This is a genomic window from Brevibacillus ruminantium, from assembly GCF_023746555.1.
Lineage (GTDB): Bacteria > Bacillota > Bacilli > Brevibacillales > Brevibacillaceae > Brevibacillus > Brevibacillus ruminantium.
The window spans coordinates 245,001-263,515 of sequence record NZ_CP098755.1 but is presented as its reverse complement, the minus strand read 5'-3'; the positions used below and the strand labels follow the sequence as shown (position 1 = coordinate 263,515).

19 protein-coding genes (1 of these 19 only partly in view) are annotated in these 18,515 nt (G+C 50.7%); 1 reads left to right on the top strand and 18 read right to left on the bottom strand.

The annotated features are described in order from the left end of the window. Positions 1-293 precede the first annotated feature (293 nt). The 10 genes from sigH to NDK47_RS01330 form a co-directional block, all read right to left on the bottom strand. Entirely contained in the window at positions 294-944 is a 651-nt protein-coding gene (gene sigH / locus NDK47_RS01375; RefSeq protein WP_003392020.1) for an RNA polymerase sporulation sigma factor SigH, read from the bottom strand. 79 nt (positions 945-1,023) lie between these two features. After that, complete coding sequence (locus tag NDK47_RS01370) at positions 1,024-1,548, bottom strand: NYN domain-containing protein (RefSeq protein WP_251873114.1); 525 nt, start codon at positions 1,546-1,548, stop codon at positions 1,024-1,026. Between the two features lies 1 nt (position 1,549). Further along, on the bottom strand, positions 1,550-2,305 hold the full coding sequence (gene rlmB / locus NDK47_RS01365; protein ID WP_251873113.1) for a 23S rRNA (guanosine(2251)-2'-O)-methyltransferase RlmB: 756 nt from the start codon (positions 2,303-2,305) through the stop codon (positions 1,550-1,552). Then, a complete protein-coding gene (locus NDK47_RS01360) occupies positions 2,298-2,711 on the bottom strand; it encodes a Mini-ribonuclease 3 (RefSeq protein WP_251873112.1) in 414 nt (137 codons plus the stop codon). The genes rlmB and NDK47_RS01360 overlap by 8 nt, the downstream gene beginning before the upstream one ends. 18 nt (positions 2,712-2,729) lie before the next feature. Further along, on the bottom strand, positions 2,730-4,136 hold the full coding sequence (gene cysS, locus NDK47_RS01355) for a cysteine--tRNA ligase (protein WP_251873111.1): 1,407 nt from the start codon (positions 4,134-4,136) through the stop codon (positions 2,730-2,732). Then, on the bottom strand, positions 4,117-4,782 hold the full coding sequence (gene cysE / locus NDK47_RS01350) for a serine O-acetyltransferase (protein ID WP_251873110.1): 666 nt from the start codon (positions 4,780-4,782) through the stop codon (positions 4,117-4,119). Before cysE ends, cysS begins: the two co-directional genes overlap by 20 nt. Positions 4,783-5,235: 453 nt before the next feature. Further along, a complete protein-coding gene (gene gltX, locus NDK47_RS01345; protein WP_251873109.1) occupies positions 5,236-6,702 on the bottom strand; it encodes a glutamate--tRNA ligase in 1,467 nt (488 codons plus the stop codon). Between the two features lie 87 nt (positions 6,703-6,789). Then, complete coding sequence (ispF, locus tag NDK47_RS01340; RefSeq protein WP_251873108.1) at positions 6,790-7,263, bottom strand: 2-C-methyl-D-erythritol 2,4-cyclodiphosphate synthase; 474 nt, start codon at positions 7,261-7,263, stop codon at positions 6,790-6,792. After that, positions 7,260-7,952 (bottom strand): 2-C-methyl-D-erythritol 4-phosphate cytidylyltransferase, encoded by a 693-nt coding sequence (gene ispD, locus NDK47_RS01335; RefSeq protein WP_251873107.1) that lies wholly within the window; start codon positions 7,950-7,952, stop codon positions 7,260-7,262. The genes ispF and ispD overlap by 4 nt, the downstream gene beginning before the upstream one ends. A gap of 75 nt (positions 7,953-8,027) precedes the next feature. Beyond that, on the bottom strand, positions 8,028-9,119 hold the full coding sequence (locus NDK47_RS01330) for a PIN/TRAM domain-containing protein (protein WP_251873106.1): 1,092 nt from the start codon (positions 9,117-9,119) through the stop codon (positions 8,028-8,030). A gap of 287 nt (positions 9,120-9,406) precedes the next feature. Between NDK47_RS01330 and NDK47_RS01325 the strand changes: the two genes are divergently transcribed. After that, the gene (locus NDK47_RS01325; protein ID WP_251873105.1) at positions 9,407-9,802 is read left to right on the top strand and encodes a nucleoside triphosphate pyrophosphohydrolase family protein; all 396 of its coding nucleotides are present in this window, start codon (positions 9,407-9,409) and stop codon (positions 9,800-9,802) included. Positions 9,803-9,894: 92 nt separating this feature from the next. Here NDK47_RS01325 and pssA read toward each other — a convergent pair whose 3' ends face one another. From pssA to NDK47_RS01285, 8 genes are all read right to left on the bottom strand, one after another. After that, positions 9,895-10,623: a CDP-diacylglycerol--serine O-phosphatidyltransferase gene (gene pssA, locus NDK47_RS01320; protein WP_251873104.1), complete on the bottom strand. Its 729-nt coding sequence runs from the start codon at positions 10,621-10,623 to the stop codon at positions 9,895-9,897. A 121-nt stretch (positions 10,624-10,744) separates the two neighbouring features. Next, a complete protein-coding gene (disA, locus tag NDK47_RS01315; RefSeq protein WP_251873103.1) occupies positions 10,745-11,821 on the bottom strand; it encodes a DNA integrity scanning diadenylate cyclase DisA in 1,077 nt (358 codons plus the stop codon). 10 nt (positions 11,822-11,831) lie between these two features. Beyond that, complete coding sequence (gene radA, locus NDK47_RS01310; RefSeq protein WP_251873102.1) at positions 11,832-13,199, bottom strand: DNA repair protein RadA; 1,368 nt, start codon at positions 13,197-13,199, stop codon at positions 11,832-11,834. Positions 13,200-13,310: 111 nt separating this feature from the next. Next, positions 13,311-15,764: an ATP-dependent Clp protease ATP-binding subunit gene (locus NDK47_RS01305; RefSeq protein ID WP_251873101.1), complete on the bottom strand. Its 2,454-nt coding sequence runs from the start codon at positions 15,762-15,764 to the stop codon at positions 13,311-13,313. Between the two features lie 78 nt (positions 15,765-15,842). Continuing rightward, positions 15,843-16,907, bottom strand: coding sequence for a protein-arginine kinase McsB (locus NDK47_RS01300; RefSeq protein ID WP_251873100.1), 1,065 nt, complete (start codon positions 16,905-16,907; stop codon positions 15,843-15,845). Positions 16,908-16,927: 20 nt separating this feature from the next. Next, positions 16,928-17,446, bottom strand: coding sequence for a protein-arginine kinase activator protein McsA (locus tag NDK47_RS01295; RefSeq protein ID WP_251873099.1), 519 nt, complete (start codon positions 17,444-17,446; stop codon positions 16,928-16,930). 28 nt (positions 17,447-17,474) lie between these two features. Further along, positions 17,475-17,939 carry a CtsR family transcriptional regulator gene (locus NDK47_RS01290; RefSeq protein WP_251873098.1) on the bottom strand — a complete coding sequence of 155 codons (465 nt, stop codon included), beginning with the start codon at positions 17,937-17,939 and terminating at the stop codon, positions 17,475-17,477. Positions 17,940-18,139: 200 nt separating this feature from the next. After that, positions 18,140-18,515, bottom strand: partial view of an HAD-IA family hydrolase gene (locus NDK47_RS01285; RefSeq protein ID WP_251873097.1) — the 3' portion only. It continues 299 nt past the right edge of the window; 376 of the gene's 675 nt are visible here — the last part of the coding sequence; the start codon falls outside the window, past its right edge; the stop codon is at positions 18,140-18,142.

Here is an 18,515-nt window from a genome sequence, read left to right as displayed (position 1 = left end):
CTCCATCTCATTTCAAACCTGCATATACAAAAGAACAAGGAACAAAAAACTTGGCTGCGCCAAGTCCTTTGGCGGAGCCTTAGTTGCACTTATGTCAAGAGATCAGTCTCTCGACGAAAAATAGTACGGGAAAACCGCTACTTTTTCCTGACCATTTTAGCAAAGCAACCATAGACAAAGAGAGATGAGGCCATGGTTACCTAAACAAATTTATCATACCAGTCAACCCATGTCAACAAAACGCCTTGACAAAGCCCAGCTATTTTGTTCCAGAAAAAAGAGAGATTCTCTTGTCACAGATGAATCTCTCGGCCTTCCAGATATTTTTCCAGTTTTCGCTTCACCCGCTGCAGGGCGTTGTCAATCGATTTGACGTGCCTCTTCAGTTCTACCGCAATCTGCTGATAGGAACGGCCGTCCAGATAGAGCATCAGCACCTGACGCTCCAAATCGCTGAGAATCTCGCTCATCTTGCCTTCGATGTCGTCGAACTCTTCGCGATTGATAAACAACTCTTCCGGGTCGGTTACCTTGGTCCCGCAGATCACATCGAGCAGGGTGCGGTCCGAATCCTCATCGTAGATGGGCTTGTCCAGCGAAACGTAGGAGTTGAGCGGAATATGCTTCTGTCTTGTCGCCGTCTTAATGGCTGTAATAATCTGACGAGTTATGCAAAGTTCAGCGAAGGCTTTGAATGATGTGAGCTTGTCTCCTCTAAAGTCGCGAATCGATTTGTACAGTCCAATCATGCCTTCTTGGACAATATCTTCGCGGTCTGCCCCAATCAGAAAATACGAACGAGCTTTTGCCCGCACGAAATTCTTATACTTGTTGATCAAGTATTCCAGGGCTTCGGCATCATTGTCTCGGACTAGATCTACTACCTCTTCGTCGGACATTAACTCGTATTGGGCATGTTTTAACTCCTTGAGGTCAACACTCACAATGATCCCTCCGCCAACGGGTTTTCCACAGATAGGGCTATTATACATGCGCCGTAAAAAAGCGTCAACCGAATCCAAGTTATTCCCTTCGCCATTTTTCGAATATTTTCGCGATTTCCTCATCCAAGGAAATCCGTGTGGAGAAGCGCTCTTCCCGGATCTTCTCCACCTGCTGCTTGATCTCCTTGCCGATACTTTCCATGTCGTGGAGCAGTTCCCTGGCCGACTTGCGCAGGGCCCCCTGACCAAAGATGACACGCTGGGAAGTATAATCGGAGGTGGCTACATAAATCTGTCGATTTTTCGCGTAATTTTCTGCTACCAACAGCTCAATTTTTTCATCGGCCGTCTCTTTTTTCTTTGTAAAATATATATCCACCTGGTAGTCGCTGAGCTGTTTGCCGATGCCGGGAACGTTGTATGCGTCAAACACAATAATGACCTTGATACCTGTAAAGCTCTGGTAGTCTGCCAGCTTGGAAATCAGCATATCACGCGCCTCATCCATCCGGTCCTGATCTTTTAATGCACGCAAATCGGGCCATGCCCCGATAATATTGTAGCCGTCAACGATCAGAAGTTGCTTGGCTTTCCTTTTGGCCATGTCACTTCACCTGAACGGGCAATGGACTCCTCGCACGGAAAACTTCGTACATCAAAAGAGCAGCCGCAACAGACGCATTCAGAGACGTCACATTTCCCGCCATCGGCAAGCGATACAGGAAGTCACAGTTCTCTTTAACCAGTCTGCTCATCCCTTTTCCTTCGCTGCCGATCACGATCGCGAGCGGCATAGAAAAGTCACCCTGGCGGAAGTCTTGTTTGGCACTCGCGTCTGTACCCGCAATCCAGACGCCTTTCTCTTTCAATTCCTCCATCGTACGGACCAGATTGGTTACCCGCGCTACAGGCACGTAATTGATTGCTCCGGCAGACGCTTTCGCCACCGTCGCCGTCAGACTGACCGAGCGCCTTTTGGGAATGACAATGCCGTGCGCCCCTACTGCATCAGCCGTCCGCATGATCGATCCGAGGTTGTGGGGATCTTCCAGCTCATCCAGCAAAATCAGAAAGGGGGTTTCCTTTTTTTCTTCTGCCCGGCGCAGAATATCCTCTACCTCTACATAGTCGTAGGCGGCGACCGAGGCGATCACTCCTTGATGATTATCGGTGCCGCACAGCTGATCCAGCTTCTTGCGGTTCGCCGTGGTAACGATCACGCCCTGTTCTTTGGCGAGGGAATAGATGGGGCCCATCAAATTTTTATTCGTTCCTTCTGCAATCCAGATCTTGTTCATCGTCCGGCCAGACCGCAGCGCCTCAATGATTGGATTTTTTCCGACAATCCACTCTTCACTCATGTCCGTATACTCCTTCCACAATCGCAAATGCCTGCTCTATGATTTCCGCCATTCGATCTTCCTTGCCGCACAGGTACAAATAACCGATCAGCGCCTCAAAAGCAGTCGCGTGCCTGTAGTCGATGATATCGGCATTTTTGGCACTGGAGCCGGATTTGGCATTACGCCCCCGCCTCACAACAGCCGCTTCTTCTTCGGAGAAGGTCGGCATCAACGTCAGCAGGATGTTTGCTTGCGCTTTGGCCGATACGTATTGATTCGCCGTCTTGTGAAGCACGTTTGGCTTGACCAGGCCTTTGGCGATCAAATGGAAGCGGACACAGTGCGAGTACGTAGCGTCTCCCAGAAAGGCCAGCACCAGCGGATTTAATAAATGTGGATCTCGTGACAACTCTTCTTTTTGCATAAATAGAATCTGACCCCTTTATTTTCTGCGCCAGCGGACGCCTTGCGGGGTATCTTCCAGAAGAATCCCCTTTTTACTCAACAGATCCCGAATCTCATCGGCGCGGGCAAAGTTCCGGGATTTGCGAGCTTCCGTACGTTCTTCGATGAGCGCTTCAATTTCGCTGTCCAGCAAACCTTCTGTCTGCTCCAGCTGCAAACCGAGCACACCCGTCAGCTCGACGAGGAGATCCCGGTATTGAACGAGCTGCTGCTCGCCGACATTTTGGTTGCGCATATACAGGTTGGCTTCCTTGGCTGCATCATATACCACTGTAATGGCATTGGCTGTATTCAGGTCATCATCCATTTCCGCAATAAAGCGCTCCCGCAGCTTCTGCACGATGCCCGCCTGTTCTTCTGCCAAACCGTTTGGCTCCTCCGGGCGTGCTGTTTCCAGACGATGCAGCAAATTGGCATAGGCGGTTTTGATCCGCTCCAGGCCGCCCGCTGCCTGCTCCAACAGATCGTCGCTGAAGTTGATGGGGTTGCGGTAATGCCCTTGCAGCATGAAAAAGCGAATCAGCTCACCGCCGTAATGGTTGATCAAATCTCTGGCGAGCAAAAAGTTTCCGAGTGATTTCGACATTTTTTCATTATTGATGTTCAGCATCCCGTTGTGCAGCCAGTAACGGGCAAAGACCTTGCCGGTAAAGCATTCTGATTGCGCAATTTCATTTTCGTGGTGCGGGAAGACCAGATCCGTACCGCCCGCGTGAATGTCGATTTGGTCACCGAGGAATTTCAGCGCCATCGCCGAGCATTCGATGTGCCATCCCGGACGCCCTTCTCCCCACGGACTGCTCCAGCTGACTTCTCCCGGCTTCGCCGATTTCCACAGGGCAAAATCAAGCGGATTTTCCTTTTTTTCATTAATTTCTACGCGAGCGCCTGCCTGCAGCTCGTCGAGCGGCTGATGAGAGAGCTTGCCGTACTCGGCGAAACGGCCGGTTCGAAAATAGACGTCTCCCTCGCTCTCGTAGGCGTATCCTTTTTCAATCAGGCCTTCTATGAATTGAATGATCTCGGGGATCGTCTGCATGACGCGCGGCTGGATATCCGGCGGCAGCACATTCAGCTTGCGCAAATCTTCGTTGAAGGCATCCATATAACGATCTGCCACTTCTTTTACGGAGATGCCTTCCGCGTTGGCCACACGGATGAGCTTGTCATCGACGTCCGTAATATTTTGGACAAAGGTGACTTCAAAACCGCGATAAGTCAGATATCGGCGGAGCGTATCAAACACGATGGAGGGACGCGCATTTCCAATGTGAATGTAGTTATAAACAGTCGGTCCGCACACATACATTTTTACCTTTCCCGGTTCCAGGGGAACAAACGCTTCCTTTTTTCTGGTGAGCGTGTTAGTAAACTGAATGCTCATTCTGCTTCTTTTCCTCCCTCATTATCGCCACTTCTTTCCTCAATTGCTCAATTTCCTGCTGCATGCCGCGGATCATATCAGCAACCGGGTCCGGCAGGTTGACGTGGTCCAGATCATGCGTCACTTTTTTGCCATCCTGGATTCGGATACGGCCCGGTATGCCGACAACCGTAGAGTTCGGCGGAACCTCCTGCAAGACGACCGAGCCAGCCCCGATCTTCGAGTTATCTCCAATTTTAAACGATCCAAGCACCTTGGCCCCGGACGCGATAATCACGTTGTTTCCGACCGTGGGATGCCGCTTTCCTTTTTCTTTGCCGGTTCCACCGAGCGTTACTCCCTGATAGATGGTGACATTGTCACCGATCTCACAGGTTTCGCCGATGACCACTCCCATTCCGTGGTCAATAAACAGCCCTTTGCCGATGGTAGCCCCCGGGTGAATTTCGATTCCGGTAAAAAAGCGGGTAACCTGCGAGACAAAACGTGCAAGAGTAAACCAGTCCGCTTTCCAAAGCTTGTGAGCAATGCGGTGTCCCCATATTGCGTGTAAGCCGGAGTATGTCAGCACGACCTCAAACGTGCTGCGGGCAGCCGGGTCCCGCTCAAAGACTGCTTGTATGTCCTCCCTCATCTGTGAAAACATAGGGCTTCACCTCCTGCGGAGTTTTCCTGTTTCTTCTACTTTCATCATGTAACGCGTTGGCAAAATTAAACGTTCCGAAAGTAAAATAAAAACGCCTCCGCCCCCTTCGCTTGAAGGAGGCAGAGACGGCATGAACCGCGGTTCCACTCTGCTTAGACCGACCGTATGCCTTTCCCTTTGTCATTTGTCATCGACATGGCTGAAAAGGGCAAATGGACACGGAGGATCTCACTTGATTCCCGGTAACGGCGGGGCACCGAATTCCCTACTTCCGCTGGGTCCGAAGATCCACGGGTTCAGCTCATCGCTCTCAGGTGCATTTCCAGACAGTTCTCGTCGGATGGCTCTCACCTTCCCATCCTCTCTGGGGACGAGGTGCTGTTGTACTTCTCCTGGTCATTGCTTTGGGTCGGGCGAACCGGCAGCTTTTGTCTGCTCGCACCGTATTTATTTTTACTCGCCTTTGGTCAAGACGCGTTTGACACGGTCGATCACTGTTTGCTGACCGAGCAGGTACAAGGTTTCCGCCAAATCACGCCCGTGCGCCTGACCGGTCGCAGCCACGCGGATCGGCATGAAGAGCGCCTTGCCTTTATGGCCCGTTTCTTTCTGCACGTCTTTTAAGATAGCTTTAATCGTATCTGTATTATATTCCGCAGCAGCCTCAAGGTGTTTGGAAAATGATGCCAAAACCTCTGGAAGTTGGGGTTCCTTCAGAACGCCCCTCGCCTCTTCATCGTACACCACTTCATCGAGGAAGAAAAGAGCAGCGAGAGGAACGATCTGCGCACAGTAAGACATCTGCTCCTGGTACAGAGCTACGATGCTCTTCACCCAGTTGTATTTCTCATCGGTCAGGGACTCTTCAATAAAGCCCGCTTTCAACAAATGAGGAATACACATCTCGGTAATAAGCTCAACCGACTGGCGCTTGATGTAGAAGTTGTTCATCCAGTTCATTTTGGTGGAATCAAAAACCGCCGGCGATTTGCTGATGCGCTCTACAGAGAACAGTTTGATCAGTTCTGCCAGGTCGAAAATTTCTTCTTCGCCACCAGGCGACCAGCCCAGCAGGACCAGGAAGTTGACGATGGCGTCCGGAAGAAAGCCGAGCTCACGATACTGCTCGATAAACTGGATGATGCTTTCATCCCGCTTGGACATTTTTTTGCCTTCTTGATTCAAAATCAGCGCGAGATGGCCAAATTCTGGCGGTTCCCAGCCAAAGGCCTGGTAAATCATCAGTTGGCGCGGTGTATTGGAAAGATGCTCCTCGCCGCGGAAGACATGGCTGATTTTCATCAGGTAATCATCGATGACAACAGCGAAGTTGTACGTCGGGATTCCGTCAGGACGACAAATGACGAAGTCACCCATCTCTTTTGTGTCAAAGGTAACCTGACCGCGGATCAAATCGTTGACCACCAGCTGCTGGTCATCCGGTACCTTGAAATGAATCGACGGGATACGCCCTTCCTGCTCATACTGTTCACGCTGCTCAGGCGTTACATGACGATGCTTCTCCAGAATACGCGGGGTTTCACCACGGGCGATTTGCTCCTCCCGCTCTGCATCCAGCTCTTCTTTGGTCGCATAGCAATAGTAGGCCTTGCCCTCGGCAAGCAGCTGGTCGATGTACTTCCGATAAATGTCGAGTCTTTCCATTTGGCGATATGGCCCGTACGCCCCGCCAATATCGGTTCCTTCTTCCCAGGTGATGCCCAGCCATTTCAGGTTGGTCATCTGCTCTTCATCGGCATTTTCTACATTCCGCGTTTGGTCCGTATCCTCGATGCGAACGATGAAAGAACCACCGTGATGCTTGGCAAACAGGTAGTTGAAAAGTGCAGTGCGCGCACCGCCAATATGTAAATGTCCAGTCGGACTAGGAGCATACCGTGTGCGGATTTCCTTAGCCATAATTGCGCCATCCTTTCGTAGGGGGTAAATTGCCTCGCTTAATCAGATGCTTGTTCATCTACGCGTTAATCTTACACCCTGTCAACCTCACTTGACAAGCAAACACGCGGCCTGTGCAGCAATTCCCTCTCCCCGACCGGTAAAGCCCAATTTTTCTGAAGTAGTCGCCTTCACGTTCACCATAGACAGATCTTCTACCTCCAGCACGCGTGCGATCAATTCACGCATTTGCGGGATATAAGGAGCCATTTTGGGCGCCTGGGCGATAATGGTGGCATCGAGATTGCCCAACCGGTAGCCTCTTTGCTTCACCAGCTCCCATACATGCTCCATCAGTTTGACGCTGTCCGCATCCTTGAAAGCCGGGTCAGTATCCGGAAAATGCCGGCCAATGTCCCCTTCGCCAATCGCACCCAATAGCGCATCGGTAATCGCGTGCAGCAGCACGTCTGCATCCGAATGCCCGAGCAGACCCTTTTCATAGGGAATGGTGATTCCTCCAATAATACAGGGCCGTCCTTCGACTAATTGATGTACGTCAAAACCTTGTCCAATCCTCATGCTCGCTCTCCCTTTCTTCTCCGCAATATTTCTTCTCCAAACCAGAGATCGTCCGGTGTGGTTATCTTTATGTTCTCATAGCTTCCCCGCACGACACTGACAGCATGACCCAGCCACTCGACCAGCATCGCATCATCTGTACCCGTTTTCCCTTTTTCCGCAGCGGCTTCATGCGCCTCCTTCAGCAAGGAAACGAGAAAAGCTTGTGGGGTTTGAACCGCCCACAAGCTCTCTCGTGCCGGGGTCGACTGTACGATACCGTCAGCCCCTACCACTTTCATGGTATCTTTGACGGGAACGGCCATGATCGAAGCCCCATCGAGCCGTACCTGCCGAATCATCTCGCTGATTTGCTCACTGGTCACAAAAGGGCGGGCTGCATCGTGTACCAATACGTACGAGCAGTCTGACGAAAGTGCGGTTAAACCGTTTTTCACGCTGTCCTGTCTTTCGGCTCCACCCAGCACAACGGTCACCTTGAGCTGCTCCTGATGAATCCAAGCCAGGATTTCATCATGATCCTGGCTGTTAACCACCAGTACGACTTCACCGATTTCCGGATGGCTGGTAAACAAGCGAACTGTGCGCGTCCATATAGGCTCCCCGCCCAGCAGCAGCCACAGTTTGTTTCGCTCCGCTCCCATGCGCTTTCCTGAACCGGCTGCAACGATGACGACTCCCGTATCCACGTCTGTTCCCTCTCCAGTCTATCTGTTGCAGGTTGTTCGAAAAGGAAAATGTCTTTTTCCCTTTCCCAACATCCGCTACAATGCTTTTTCCAGTAATTTTGGCTTGGCGAAGATCATTCTTCCTGCCGATGTCTGCAATACGCTCGTGACGAGGACCTCCAGCTCGTGTCCGATGTAGTCTCGTCCGCCTTCCACGACAATCATGGTGCCGTCATCCAGATAAGCGACTCCCTGTCCGTGCTCTTTGCCGTCTTTGATCACCTGCACAGTCAATTCCTCCCCTGGCAGGACAACCGGTTTGACTGCGTTAGCCAGATCGTTGATGTTCAAGACAGACACACCCTGAAGCTCGCAAACCTTGTTCAGGTTGAAGTCATTGGTGACCACTTTTCCGTTCATCACTTTGGCCAGCTTGATCAGCTTGCTGTCCACTTCCGAAACTTCTTCGAAGTCACCCTCATAAATCTGAACCTTGACCTTCATTTCTTTTTGGATCTTGTTCAGGATATCCAGACCGCGGCGACCGCGGTTTCTTTTCAATACATCGGAAGAATCGGCGATATGCTGCAGCTCCTCCAGGACAAAGCCGGGGATCACCAGCACGCCTTCGAGAAATTCTGTCCGGCAGATGTCTGCAATCCGCCCGTCAATAATGACGCTGGTGTCCAGAATCTTATATTCCACATTGGACGGAGCGCCACTGTTTTCCTTCTTTGATTTGTCCCGTCTGCCAATCGAAAAGACAGCCATGATCTCATCCCGCTTGCGGAACCCGACCTGAAAGCCGAGGTATCCCAATAAAGCGGAAACCATAAGTGGCAGCAAGTCTCTGACAACCGGTATCGGGATGTTGCTAAGCTGGAGAAATAATAAAAAGGCAACGATAAGACCAATAATCAAACCCAGCGCTCCAAACATCACATCGACAATCGGCAACTTCAACAGTGTATCTTCACCCCAGCGGACGATTCTCAAACTGTAATCGACAAACCAGTTGGCGAAGAAAAAGAACAGCACGGCACCCAACACGGCACCAATATATTGCGTATACTGGAAATCACCAAAATTTAAAAGCGTGTTCAACAGGTCGAACAGATCCGGACCAAACTTGTAGCCCAATCCCCCTCCGACCAGTATAAAAAAGATTTTCCCTAATCGGCGAACCATGCTTTCACCTCCTTGTTATTAATATTGACAGATGTTTTCAGGAAAAACCCTACTCCCCAAAACAACGTATTTTTCATCATGCTACACTTTCCCTCACTATAACAAAAGTTAAATTCCAGTGTCAAATAGCCAAAAATTTTAACATAAGTGGTATTTTACCGTCAATGGAGAACTTCCGTTTCCCTCCGTTTCAAATTGACAGCAACCGGATTCCCTTCTTATAATAACTGTAATGCATTGCGAAAAAATTCTGAAGATATCAACAGCCTAAAGCAGAGGTGAATCATATGGGAAAGCAAAATGTGGACGATTTTCAGTCCCAGGTTTCGGAGCTGCTGATCAGACATCGCAGCGTACTGGACGTCATGTCCAAGATTCAGGAAAGCGCAGCCCGCATCAACCGTTCACTCACAAAGGCCATCACCGAATGCGGCTGTGTGGAAGTCGTTGCCAAAAAACAGACCTATGATCCTCAAAAAAGCTTACAGGAGAACAAAACACTGCTCGAAACCCATTTCTCCGGCCCTTTGTGCGAGCATTGTCGCGATGTCTTGACAGCCGAGCTCGGTAAAAATCTTTTTTACCTGACAGCCCTGTGCAACATTACGGATATTCAGTTGGAAGACGTCATTCGCAAGGAAGCAGAAAGGCTACACACCTTAGGCGTATTTAATTTATCATAAGCTCCCATTTGGTATTACGAGCAAAGGTCCGAAAAAGTTGCGTATGGAAAGAAAAAAACCCGCTTTTTATGAGCGGGTTTTTTCTATGGCTATTACTCGAAAGGAAGAGATTCCTTTTCCTTTTTCTCTTCTTTTCGGATTTTTTTAATCAGTAGGTCAACGTTTTTTTTTATCCCGTACAGGGCGTAAAACGCCAACGGCAAGAAGACAATTTTCGGGAACTGCTGCGGGTATTTGATCGCTACCAAGACCACGATAGCGACAATGACCGGAGTAATCCAATAAGCGGCTTTGGGGATACCCACTTTTTTGAAGTTGGGGTACTTGATATTGGATACCATCAAGAAGGCGAGCAGCAGCATACTCACTGCCAGCAATGCCACATTGAACACCTGGTGGTACAGGGCCAACGTCGCCAATACACCGCCTGCAGCCGTAATCGGCAAACCGATAAAATAACCGGGCACTCCCGCCTGAACATTGAAGCGGGCGAGCCGCAGCGCACCACAGATCGGGAATACTGCTGTGACAAACACACCGATCAGATTCAAGTCTTGCAGGGCTACCACATACATGATAAAAGCGGGCGCTACCCCAAACGTAATCACGTCTGACAAGGAATCCAGCTCCTTGCCAAATTCGCTCTGTGCATTCAGCATGCGAGCTACTCGTCCATCCAACCCATCCATCAACATACCAATAATAACCGTAATCGCAGCGTACTCAACATATTGGTTGCCCTGAAAGGCGAGAATAATGGCGACAATACCCAAGAACAAGTTGCTCACGGTTAGCATGTTCGGTAACGATTTAACGAACATAGACTACCTCCTGGTTTCTTGCGCAAAGGAGACACGGTATCCTGGCTTCTTTTCGCCAGAAACTCATAGAGAAATCCTTTCGCATTGATCACACTCAATAATGTACTTATCCTATTCTACCTCAAATATGCCTGTCAATGAACACCTGTTCTTGAATCCGTTTTAAACCGTCTTTAATGGCTCGTGCGCGAACCTCTCCAATCCCGTCAACCTCGTCCAGCTCTTCTATCGTCGCCATCATAATTCGCGGCAGATAGTGAAAATGCTCAACCAGGTTGGAAATGATGGAGATAGGCAAGCGAGGTATGCGGCGCAAGATACGGAAACCACGCGGGGAGACCGACTCCTCCAACATGTTCGGGTTGGCAGAATAACCGAGTATTCGCAAATAGGAACCCATTTCCCTCATCTCATCGGTCGACAGCTTTTTCATTTCCCTCAGGACTTGTTCCGGCTGTACCGAGGGGTTCTTGCTGTAGTCGCGGATCAGCATGTGCGCTTCTTCTTCAATGTTGCCAACCAGCTCCTCCAATTGCATGGTGACAAGCCTGCCCTCTGTCCCCAGTTCATATATATACTTGGTAATTTCTGATTTTATGCGCAACACCATTTCAATCCGCTGCAAAACAGAAGTAACCTCGTGCAGCGTCACCAGCTCTTCGAACTCCAAGGCCCCGAGATTGGTCAGGATCTGGTCGAGGACAGCCTTGTACTTTTCCAGTGTGGAGATTGCTTGATTTGCCTTTGACAAAATGACGCTGATTTCATTCAACACATAGCGGAATGAACCTTGGTACAGCGTAATTACGTTGCGGCGCTGGGATATGGCAATGACCAGATAACCGGTATGCAGCGCTGTCCGCTGTGCCGTGCGATGGCGCGTTCCTGTTTCACTGGAGGGGATAGAGGCCGGCGGGAATAATTGCGTATTGGCAAACAGCACTTTTTTTGCATCCTCACTAACTATAATCGCCCCATCCATCTTGGCCAATTCATATAAATGTGCAGGAGTGAAGTCGCAATTAATGGAAAAGCCTCCATCGACCATATTCTTCATTTCGGGACCGTATCCGACAACGATCAGGCCGCCGGTTTTGGCCCGCAAAACGTTTTCCAAACCTTCCCGGAGCGCCGTACCCGGAGCCACGAGGCGAAGCACTTCGCTGTAAACAGGTTCTCGTTTGCTTATCTCAGACATACAGCCGCTTCTACCCCCTTATTACTTCATGCAAGGCTTCCGAGATATTGCTGACCCCGATCACTTCAATATCGGGCGGCACATCGAGGCCCCGGATGTTTTTGGACGGAATAATCACACGTTTGAAACCCAGCTTATGAGCTTCCCGTATCCGCTGTTCGATGCGGGATACGCCGCGCACTTCCCCCGTTAACCCCACTTCTCCAATCACGACATCATGGGGATTGGTTGCATGATCACGAAAACTGCTGGCGATGCTCACAGCAACAGCGAGGTCGACCGCTGGCTCGTCTAGGCGGACACCGCCTGCCACGTTCACATAGGCATCCTGGTTTTGCAGCATCAGGCCGACCCGCTTTTCCAAAACGGCCATGATCATCGCCACGCGCTGATGATCTACACCCGTGGCCATCCGTCGCGGCGTCACGAAGCTGGTCGGCGCCACCAGGGCCTGCAGCTCTACCAAAACCGGTCTGGTCCCTTCCATGCTGGCTACAACTGTTGAGCCTGCCACTCCAACAGGACGTTCTGCGAGGAAGATTTCCGAGGGATTCCCGACCTCCTCCAGACCCTTTTCCTTCATTTCAAAAATGCCGATTTCGTTTGTCGATCCAAATCGATTTTTGACGGCACGCAAAATGCGAAATGTATTATGCCTCTCGCCTTCAAAATAAAGCACGGCGTCCACCATATGCTCGAGCATGCGCGGACCGGCGATCGACCCTTCTTTGGTCACATGCCCGACGATAAACGTCGCAATGCCCTTCCCTTTGGCAATCCGCATCAGCTGAGAGGTTGTTTCCCTTACCTGCGCGACACTCCCTGCGGCAGACTGCACAGCCGGATGAAAGACCGTTTGTATGGAATCGATAATCAGGACCTGCGGCTCGATCTGGGCAATATGCTGTTCGATCAAGTCCAGATCATTTTCAGACAATACATACATCGGCGGCGTGCTCATGCCAAGCCGATCAGCCCGCAGCTTGATTTGTTTGGCCGATTCTTCGCCTGATACATACAGAACCTTGGCCCCCTGATGAGCAAGGGTAAAGGACGTTTGCAACAACAAGGTTGATTTTCCAATCCCCGGATCACCGCCGACGAGAACCATCGAGCCTGGAACCAGTCCCCCTCCCAGTACACGATTCAATTCACCAATCGTCGTATCCATGCGGGGTTCTTCTTCACCTGCCACCTCTGTCAGTGGGACGGCTGTTTGCTTCTGCCCCCCGTGCAGACTCTCGTGGCGGGAAGCTGCTTTGACCGAAACCTCTTCCACCATGGTGTTCCAGCTATTGCAGCCTGGACATTTCCCCATCCATTTGGGGGATTCATAGCCACATTCTTGACACGCGTATTTCGTTTTATACTTTGACATCATCGGTACCTCTTTTTGGAATTCACCTGCACATGACTATCATACATGATGAAAAGCAAAAAAGAATACCTCCTGTTTTTGGAGGTATTCTTCTTTCGTACATCTCTGCGATTACGATGGTGTTTTTTCCAGGCGCTTGACCACGAGTTTGCCCTCTTCCGCATCGATGGAAACAGTGTCCCCTTTGCTGATATTTCCTTTCAGCAGCTCCTCAGACAATCTGTCCTCGATGTTGCGCTGAATGGCGCGGCGGAGCGGACGTGCACCGTAAGCCGGGTCAAAGCCTTCCTTGGCCAACACTTTTTTCGCATCTTCCGAGAGCTGGAAGTCGATGTTCTGTTCTTTCAGGCGCTTGCGCAGATCCTCGGTCATCAGCGAAACGATTTGCTCGATGTGCTCTTGCTCCAGGGAGTGGAAGACAATGACTTCGTCAATCCGGTTGAGGAACTCCGGACGGAAGCTTTTCTTCAGTTCGTCCATGACCTTGTCTTTCATATCCTGGTATTTTTTCTCGGTGTCATTGCCCGCTGTAAAGCCGAGCGTCGTATTTTTCTTGATCAGGTTGGCCCCGACGTTGGAGGTCATGATTACCACGGTGTTGCGGAAATCAACGGTACGACCTTTGGAATCCGTCAGACGTCCGTCATCCAGGACCTGCAAGAGAATGTTAAAGACATCCGGGTGTGCTTTCTCAATTTCGTCCAGCAGGATGACCGAGTACGGCTTGCGACGGACTTTTTCCGTCAGTTGGCCGCCTTCGTCAAAGCCGACGTATCCCGGAGGCGCCCCGACCAGACGTGCCGTGGAGTGTTTCTCCATGTATTCGGACATGTCGACACGAATCATCGCGTCCTCATCCCCAAACAGCGTCTCGGCAACCGCACGGGCCAGTTCGGTTTTCCCTACGCCGGTTGGTCCGAGGAAAATGAAGGAGCCAATCGGGCGTTTCGGGTCCTTCAGGCCGGCTCTTGCACGGCGAACTGCACGCGCAACAGATTTGACTGCCTCATCCTGGCCGATGACGCGATCATGCAGGATTTCTTCCATTTTCAGGAGTCGCTCGGTTTCTTCTTCCTTCAGCTTGACGACCGGAATACCAGTCCAGTTAGCGACCACATGGGCGATATCCTCAGGTGTTACCTCCATGTTCAACTGGCCTTGGCGCTCTTTCCAGTCTTTTTTGGTTTTCTCCAGCTCTTCGCGGAGCTTTTGTTCCTTGTCGCGAAGAGAAGCTGCTTCCTCAAATTCCTGGGATTGCACGGCGGCATCTTTTTCCTTGCGCACCTCTTCCAAACGGCCTTCCAATTCTTTCAGATTCGGCGGAACCGTAAAGGATTGAAGACGAACTTTCGATGCTGCCTCGTCAATCAGGTCAATCGCTTTATCCGGCAGGAAGCGATCGGTAATATAGCGATCGGACAATTTCACAGCCTGCTCAATCGCTTCGTCTGTAATTTTCACCCGGTGATGTGCTTCGTAACGGTCGCGCAGACCATGCAAAATCTTAATCGCGTCCTCCACGTTTGGCTGATCCACCTGGATCGGTTGGAAACGACGCTCCAATGCCGCATCCTTTTCAATATACTTGCGATATTCGTCCAGCGTTGTAGCACCGACGCATTGCAGTTCACCGCGGGCCAGGGCAGGCTTCAGGATGTTGGAGGCATCGATAGCCCCTTCTGCTCCCCCTGCTCCGATCAAGGTGTGCAGCTCGTCAATGAATAGAATAATATTTCCCGCCTGACGGATTTCGTCCATGATTTTTTTCAAGCGGTCCTCAAATTCACCGCGGTATTTGGTTCCCGCCACAACTGTCCCCATGTCCAGGGTCATGACGCGCTTGTCGCGAAGCGTCTCAGGAATTTCGTTGTTGACGATTTTTTGCGCCAACCCTTCAGCAATCGCTGTTTTCCCGACGCCCGGCTCCCCGATCAGCACCGGGTTGTTCTTTGTCCGGCGACTCAATACCTGGATGACCCGCTCAATCTCTTTTTGGCGTCCGATAACCGGATCCAGCCCGCCCTCGCGTGCAATCGCGGTCAGATCGCGTGCCAGACTGTCCAGCGTCGGTGTGTTTGCTGCCGGGTTGCTGCCGGAAGACTGGTGAGAATTCATCATTTCGGAACTGCCCAGAAGCTGCAGGACTTGCTGGCGCGCCTTGTTCAGGCTGACACCCAGATTGTTCATGATCCGTGCGGCGATCCCTTCACCCTCGCGGATCAGTCCCAGCAAAATATGTTCGGTTCCCACGTAGGTGTGTCCCAGCTTGCGGGCTTCATCCATGGAAAGCTCAATCACTTTTTTGGCACGGGGTGTGTAGTTTGGGGTATAATTTCCGCCCGCCTGCTCTGTCCCGCGTCCGATCAGCGATTCCACTTCACTTTGGATTTTGTCGAGACCAAGGCCCAACGATTGCAACGCTTTGGCAGCGATCCCTTCCCCCTCACGAATGAGTCCCAGAAGCACATGCTCGGTTCCAATATCCTTATGTCCCAGTCTAACAGCCTCTTCCAAGGCAAGAGCCAATACTTTCTGTGCGCGTTCGGTAAAACGTCCAAACATCATCTGTCATGCACCTCCATAACCATCTCTATATTTCTATTCGTTGTTTCCCCTGATTGTAGTACCTTTTCCTTCTGCAGCTCATGAAGTCTGCGCCGTCAGCTTTTCCCGAATCAACCTCGCCCGGCGCTCATCCCGCTGATCCGGGGACAGCTTTTGCCCAGCGTGGTGCTGCAAAAAGCCTGGCTGTGTCGTTACCAGTAATTCATTCAAGGCAAGGTATGGAATATTTTTCACAATGCCGAGATCAACGCCCAATCGCACATCGGAAAGCCGTTGTGCAGCCTCTTTTGATTCCAGTGTGCGGGCATATTGGAGAATCCCGTATGAGCGCAAAATCCGATCCTCCAGATTGATCCGGGAGTGCTCGATCAGATAGCGACGGGCAACGCGCTCCTGTTCAATAATCTGATGGGCTACCCCGTAGAGGTTGGACAAGATATCCGACTCTGACATCCCCAGTGTAACCTGATTGGAAAGCTGAAACAAATTTCCAAGCGCTTCGCTTCCTTCGCCGTAAATTCCCCGCACGACCAGACCTACTTGATTGATCGCCTGGAGAATCCGGTTGATCTGCTGAGTCATCACCAGTGCTGGCAGATGGAGCATGACCGAGGCGCGGATACCTGTTCCTACGTTGGTTGGACAGCTCGTCAGATACCCTCTCTTTTCATCAAATGCGTAGTTCACATGCCTTTCAAACACATCGTCAATTTTTGTTCCTATTTCCCATGTTTGCTGAAGTTGAAATCCTGGCAGCAACACCTGTATGCGAATATGGTCTTCTTCGTTTACCATGATGCTGACGGATTCGTCAGAACTTAAAAGAACAGCGCCTTTACGAGATTCCTCCGCCAAATGCGGGCTGATCAAATGTTTTTCGACGAGGACGCGCTTCTCCAATGGATTGAGCTGCTCCATCTGGATCAGCTCGAGCGGCCCTACCTCTTTCTCGGCCGTTTTACTGGCACTGGCCACCTTTCGTACGATCTCTTCCGCTTGTGAGTCGGTGGCGAGCAATGGAAAGGGATGCTGACGAAGGTTTCGGGCGATCCGGAGTCTGGTGCTGATGACGATATCTGAATCAGGACCTTCCCCCTTCATCCAATTGCTCCAAGGATTTTGCATGAATTGCTGTTGGGACATGCTCTTCACCTCCCCCGTTTTTACAATTGACCAATCTTTTGTTCCAACGACTTGATGCGGTCGCGAATTTCCGCTGCCTTTTCAAACTCCTCGCTGGCTACATGGCGTTGGAGGGCTTGCTTCAGCTGCTCCAGCTCTTTTCGCAGCTTCAGTTGGCCGCCGGTTCGCTCCGGTACCTTGCCGCTATGCTGCGTATTCCCATGTATCCGGCGAAACAGCGGGTCTAAACGGTCACCCAAAAAGGTGTAGCAATCACTGCAGCCAAAGCGGCCGCTCTTGCTGAACTGCGCATAGGTCAGGCCGCAGGTCTCGCAGCGAAGTGCCTTGTTGGCCGCAGAATCCTGTGGTTTCTTTTGGGCGGGGTCAAAATGAAGCAGGCCAGACAGGAGATTATGAATGCTAAAATTGTGAAAGCCGGGGAAAACATCTCCTTTTTCCTGGGCGCATTGCTCACAAATGTGATATTCAGTCTTTTCACCATTGACGATTTTGGTTAGATGAAGCGTAGCCTGTCGTTTGCCGCATTCTTCACAGTTCATCCTATCGTCCCTCCTACTTACGCGCTTTTTAACGCGATAAAATGGTGGCGATCATCTGCTTTAACATGTTTGCCCTGACACGGTCTCTCAATGCAGGTTCCATCATGAGTACACTGCGGGCAGTTGCGATCTTCATGAGTGCGGCTTCACGCTGGCTGACCAAGCCTTCATCCATCAGCCGGTCAATGATCGCATAGCCAACACCCTGAGTAATACTGTCTCCAATCAGCTCTTCGGTCAGCAGCTCCTGCAGCATCGCTTTGCTGACAATCTGTACTTTCCGAATCCGAATGTAGCCCCCTCCGCCGCGCTTGCTTTCGACGATGTATCCCTTTTCTACCGTAAAACGGGTATTGATGACGTAATTAATTTGAGAAGGTACACACTGAAAAGTGTCAGCAAGCTCACTACGTTGAATCTCGACAGAGCCGTTCGGACTTTCGGATAAGATTCTTTTCAAATGCTGCTCGATATAGTCCGAGATGTTACGCATAGTCGCCTCCTGTTCAACAGTGTTATGCACCTTGATTATTGACTTTGACTATCTTTGACTTTAATTATAATGAGTTTTTTTATTCGATGCAAGAGGGAGCAGACACTTTGTAGTGTGGACAAAATGAGGGGTCGTTAAAACCGCAGAAAAAAACCATCCCCCGAGGAATGGTTTTCTTTGATTCGGCGCAGGTTCCCGCTTTATGTTGATTGCTTCGGATGCTGGATATGGTCAAGCACATCCGTGAAGCGGGTGATAATGACATGAGCCCCGTCCAGTTCGCCTGGCTTGGCAAAACCAAAGTCGCATCCAATGGTTTTCAACCCGTTCGTAAGCCCCGCCTCCACATCAGAATGGCGGTCGCCAACCATGACTGCCTGTTTGACGTCATAATCGCGCAGTAACTTGGCGACAAGGTCATTTTTTGAGCTTGTGCCAAAGCGACCGGCTGAATACAGATCCGTAAATAATGACTTCAGCTCGAAAAACTCACAAATCTCGTCGATATACTCCTCTTGTCCATTACTGGCGACAAAGAGGGCTGCCCCGTCGTCATGCAACTTCTGCAGGACCTCG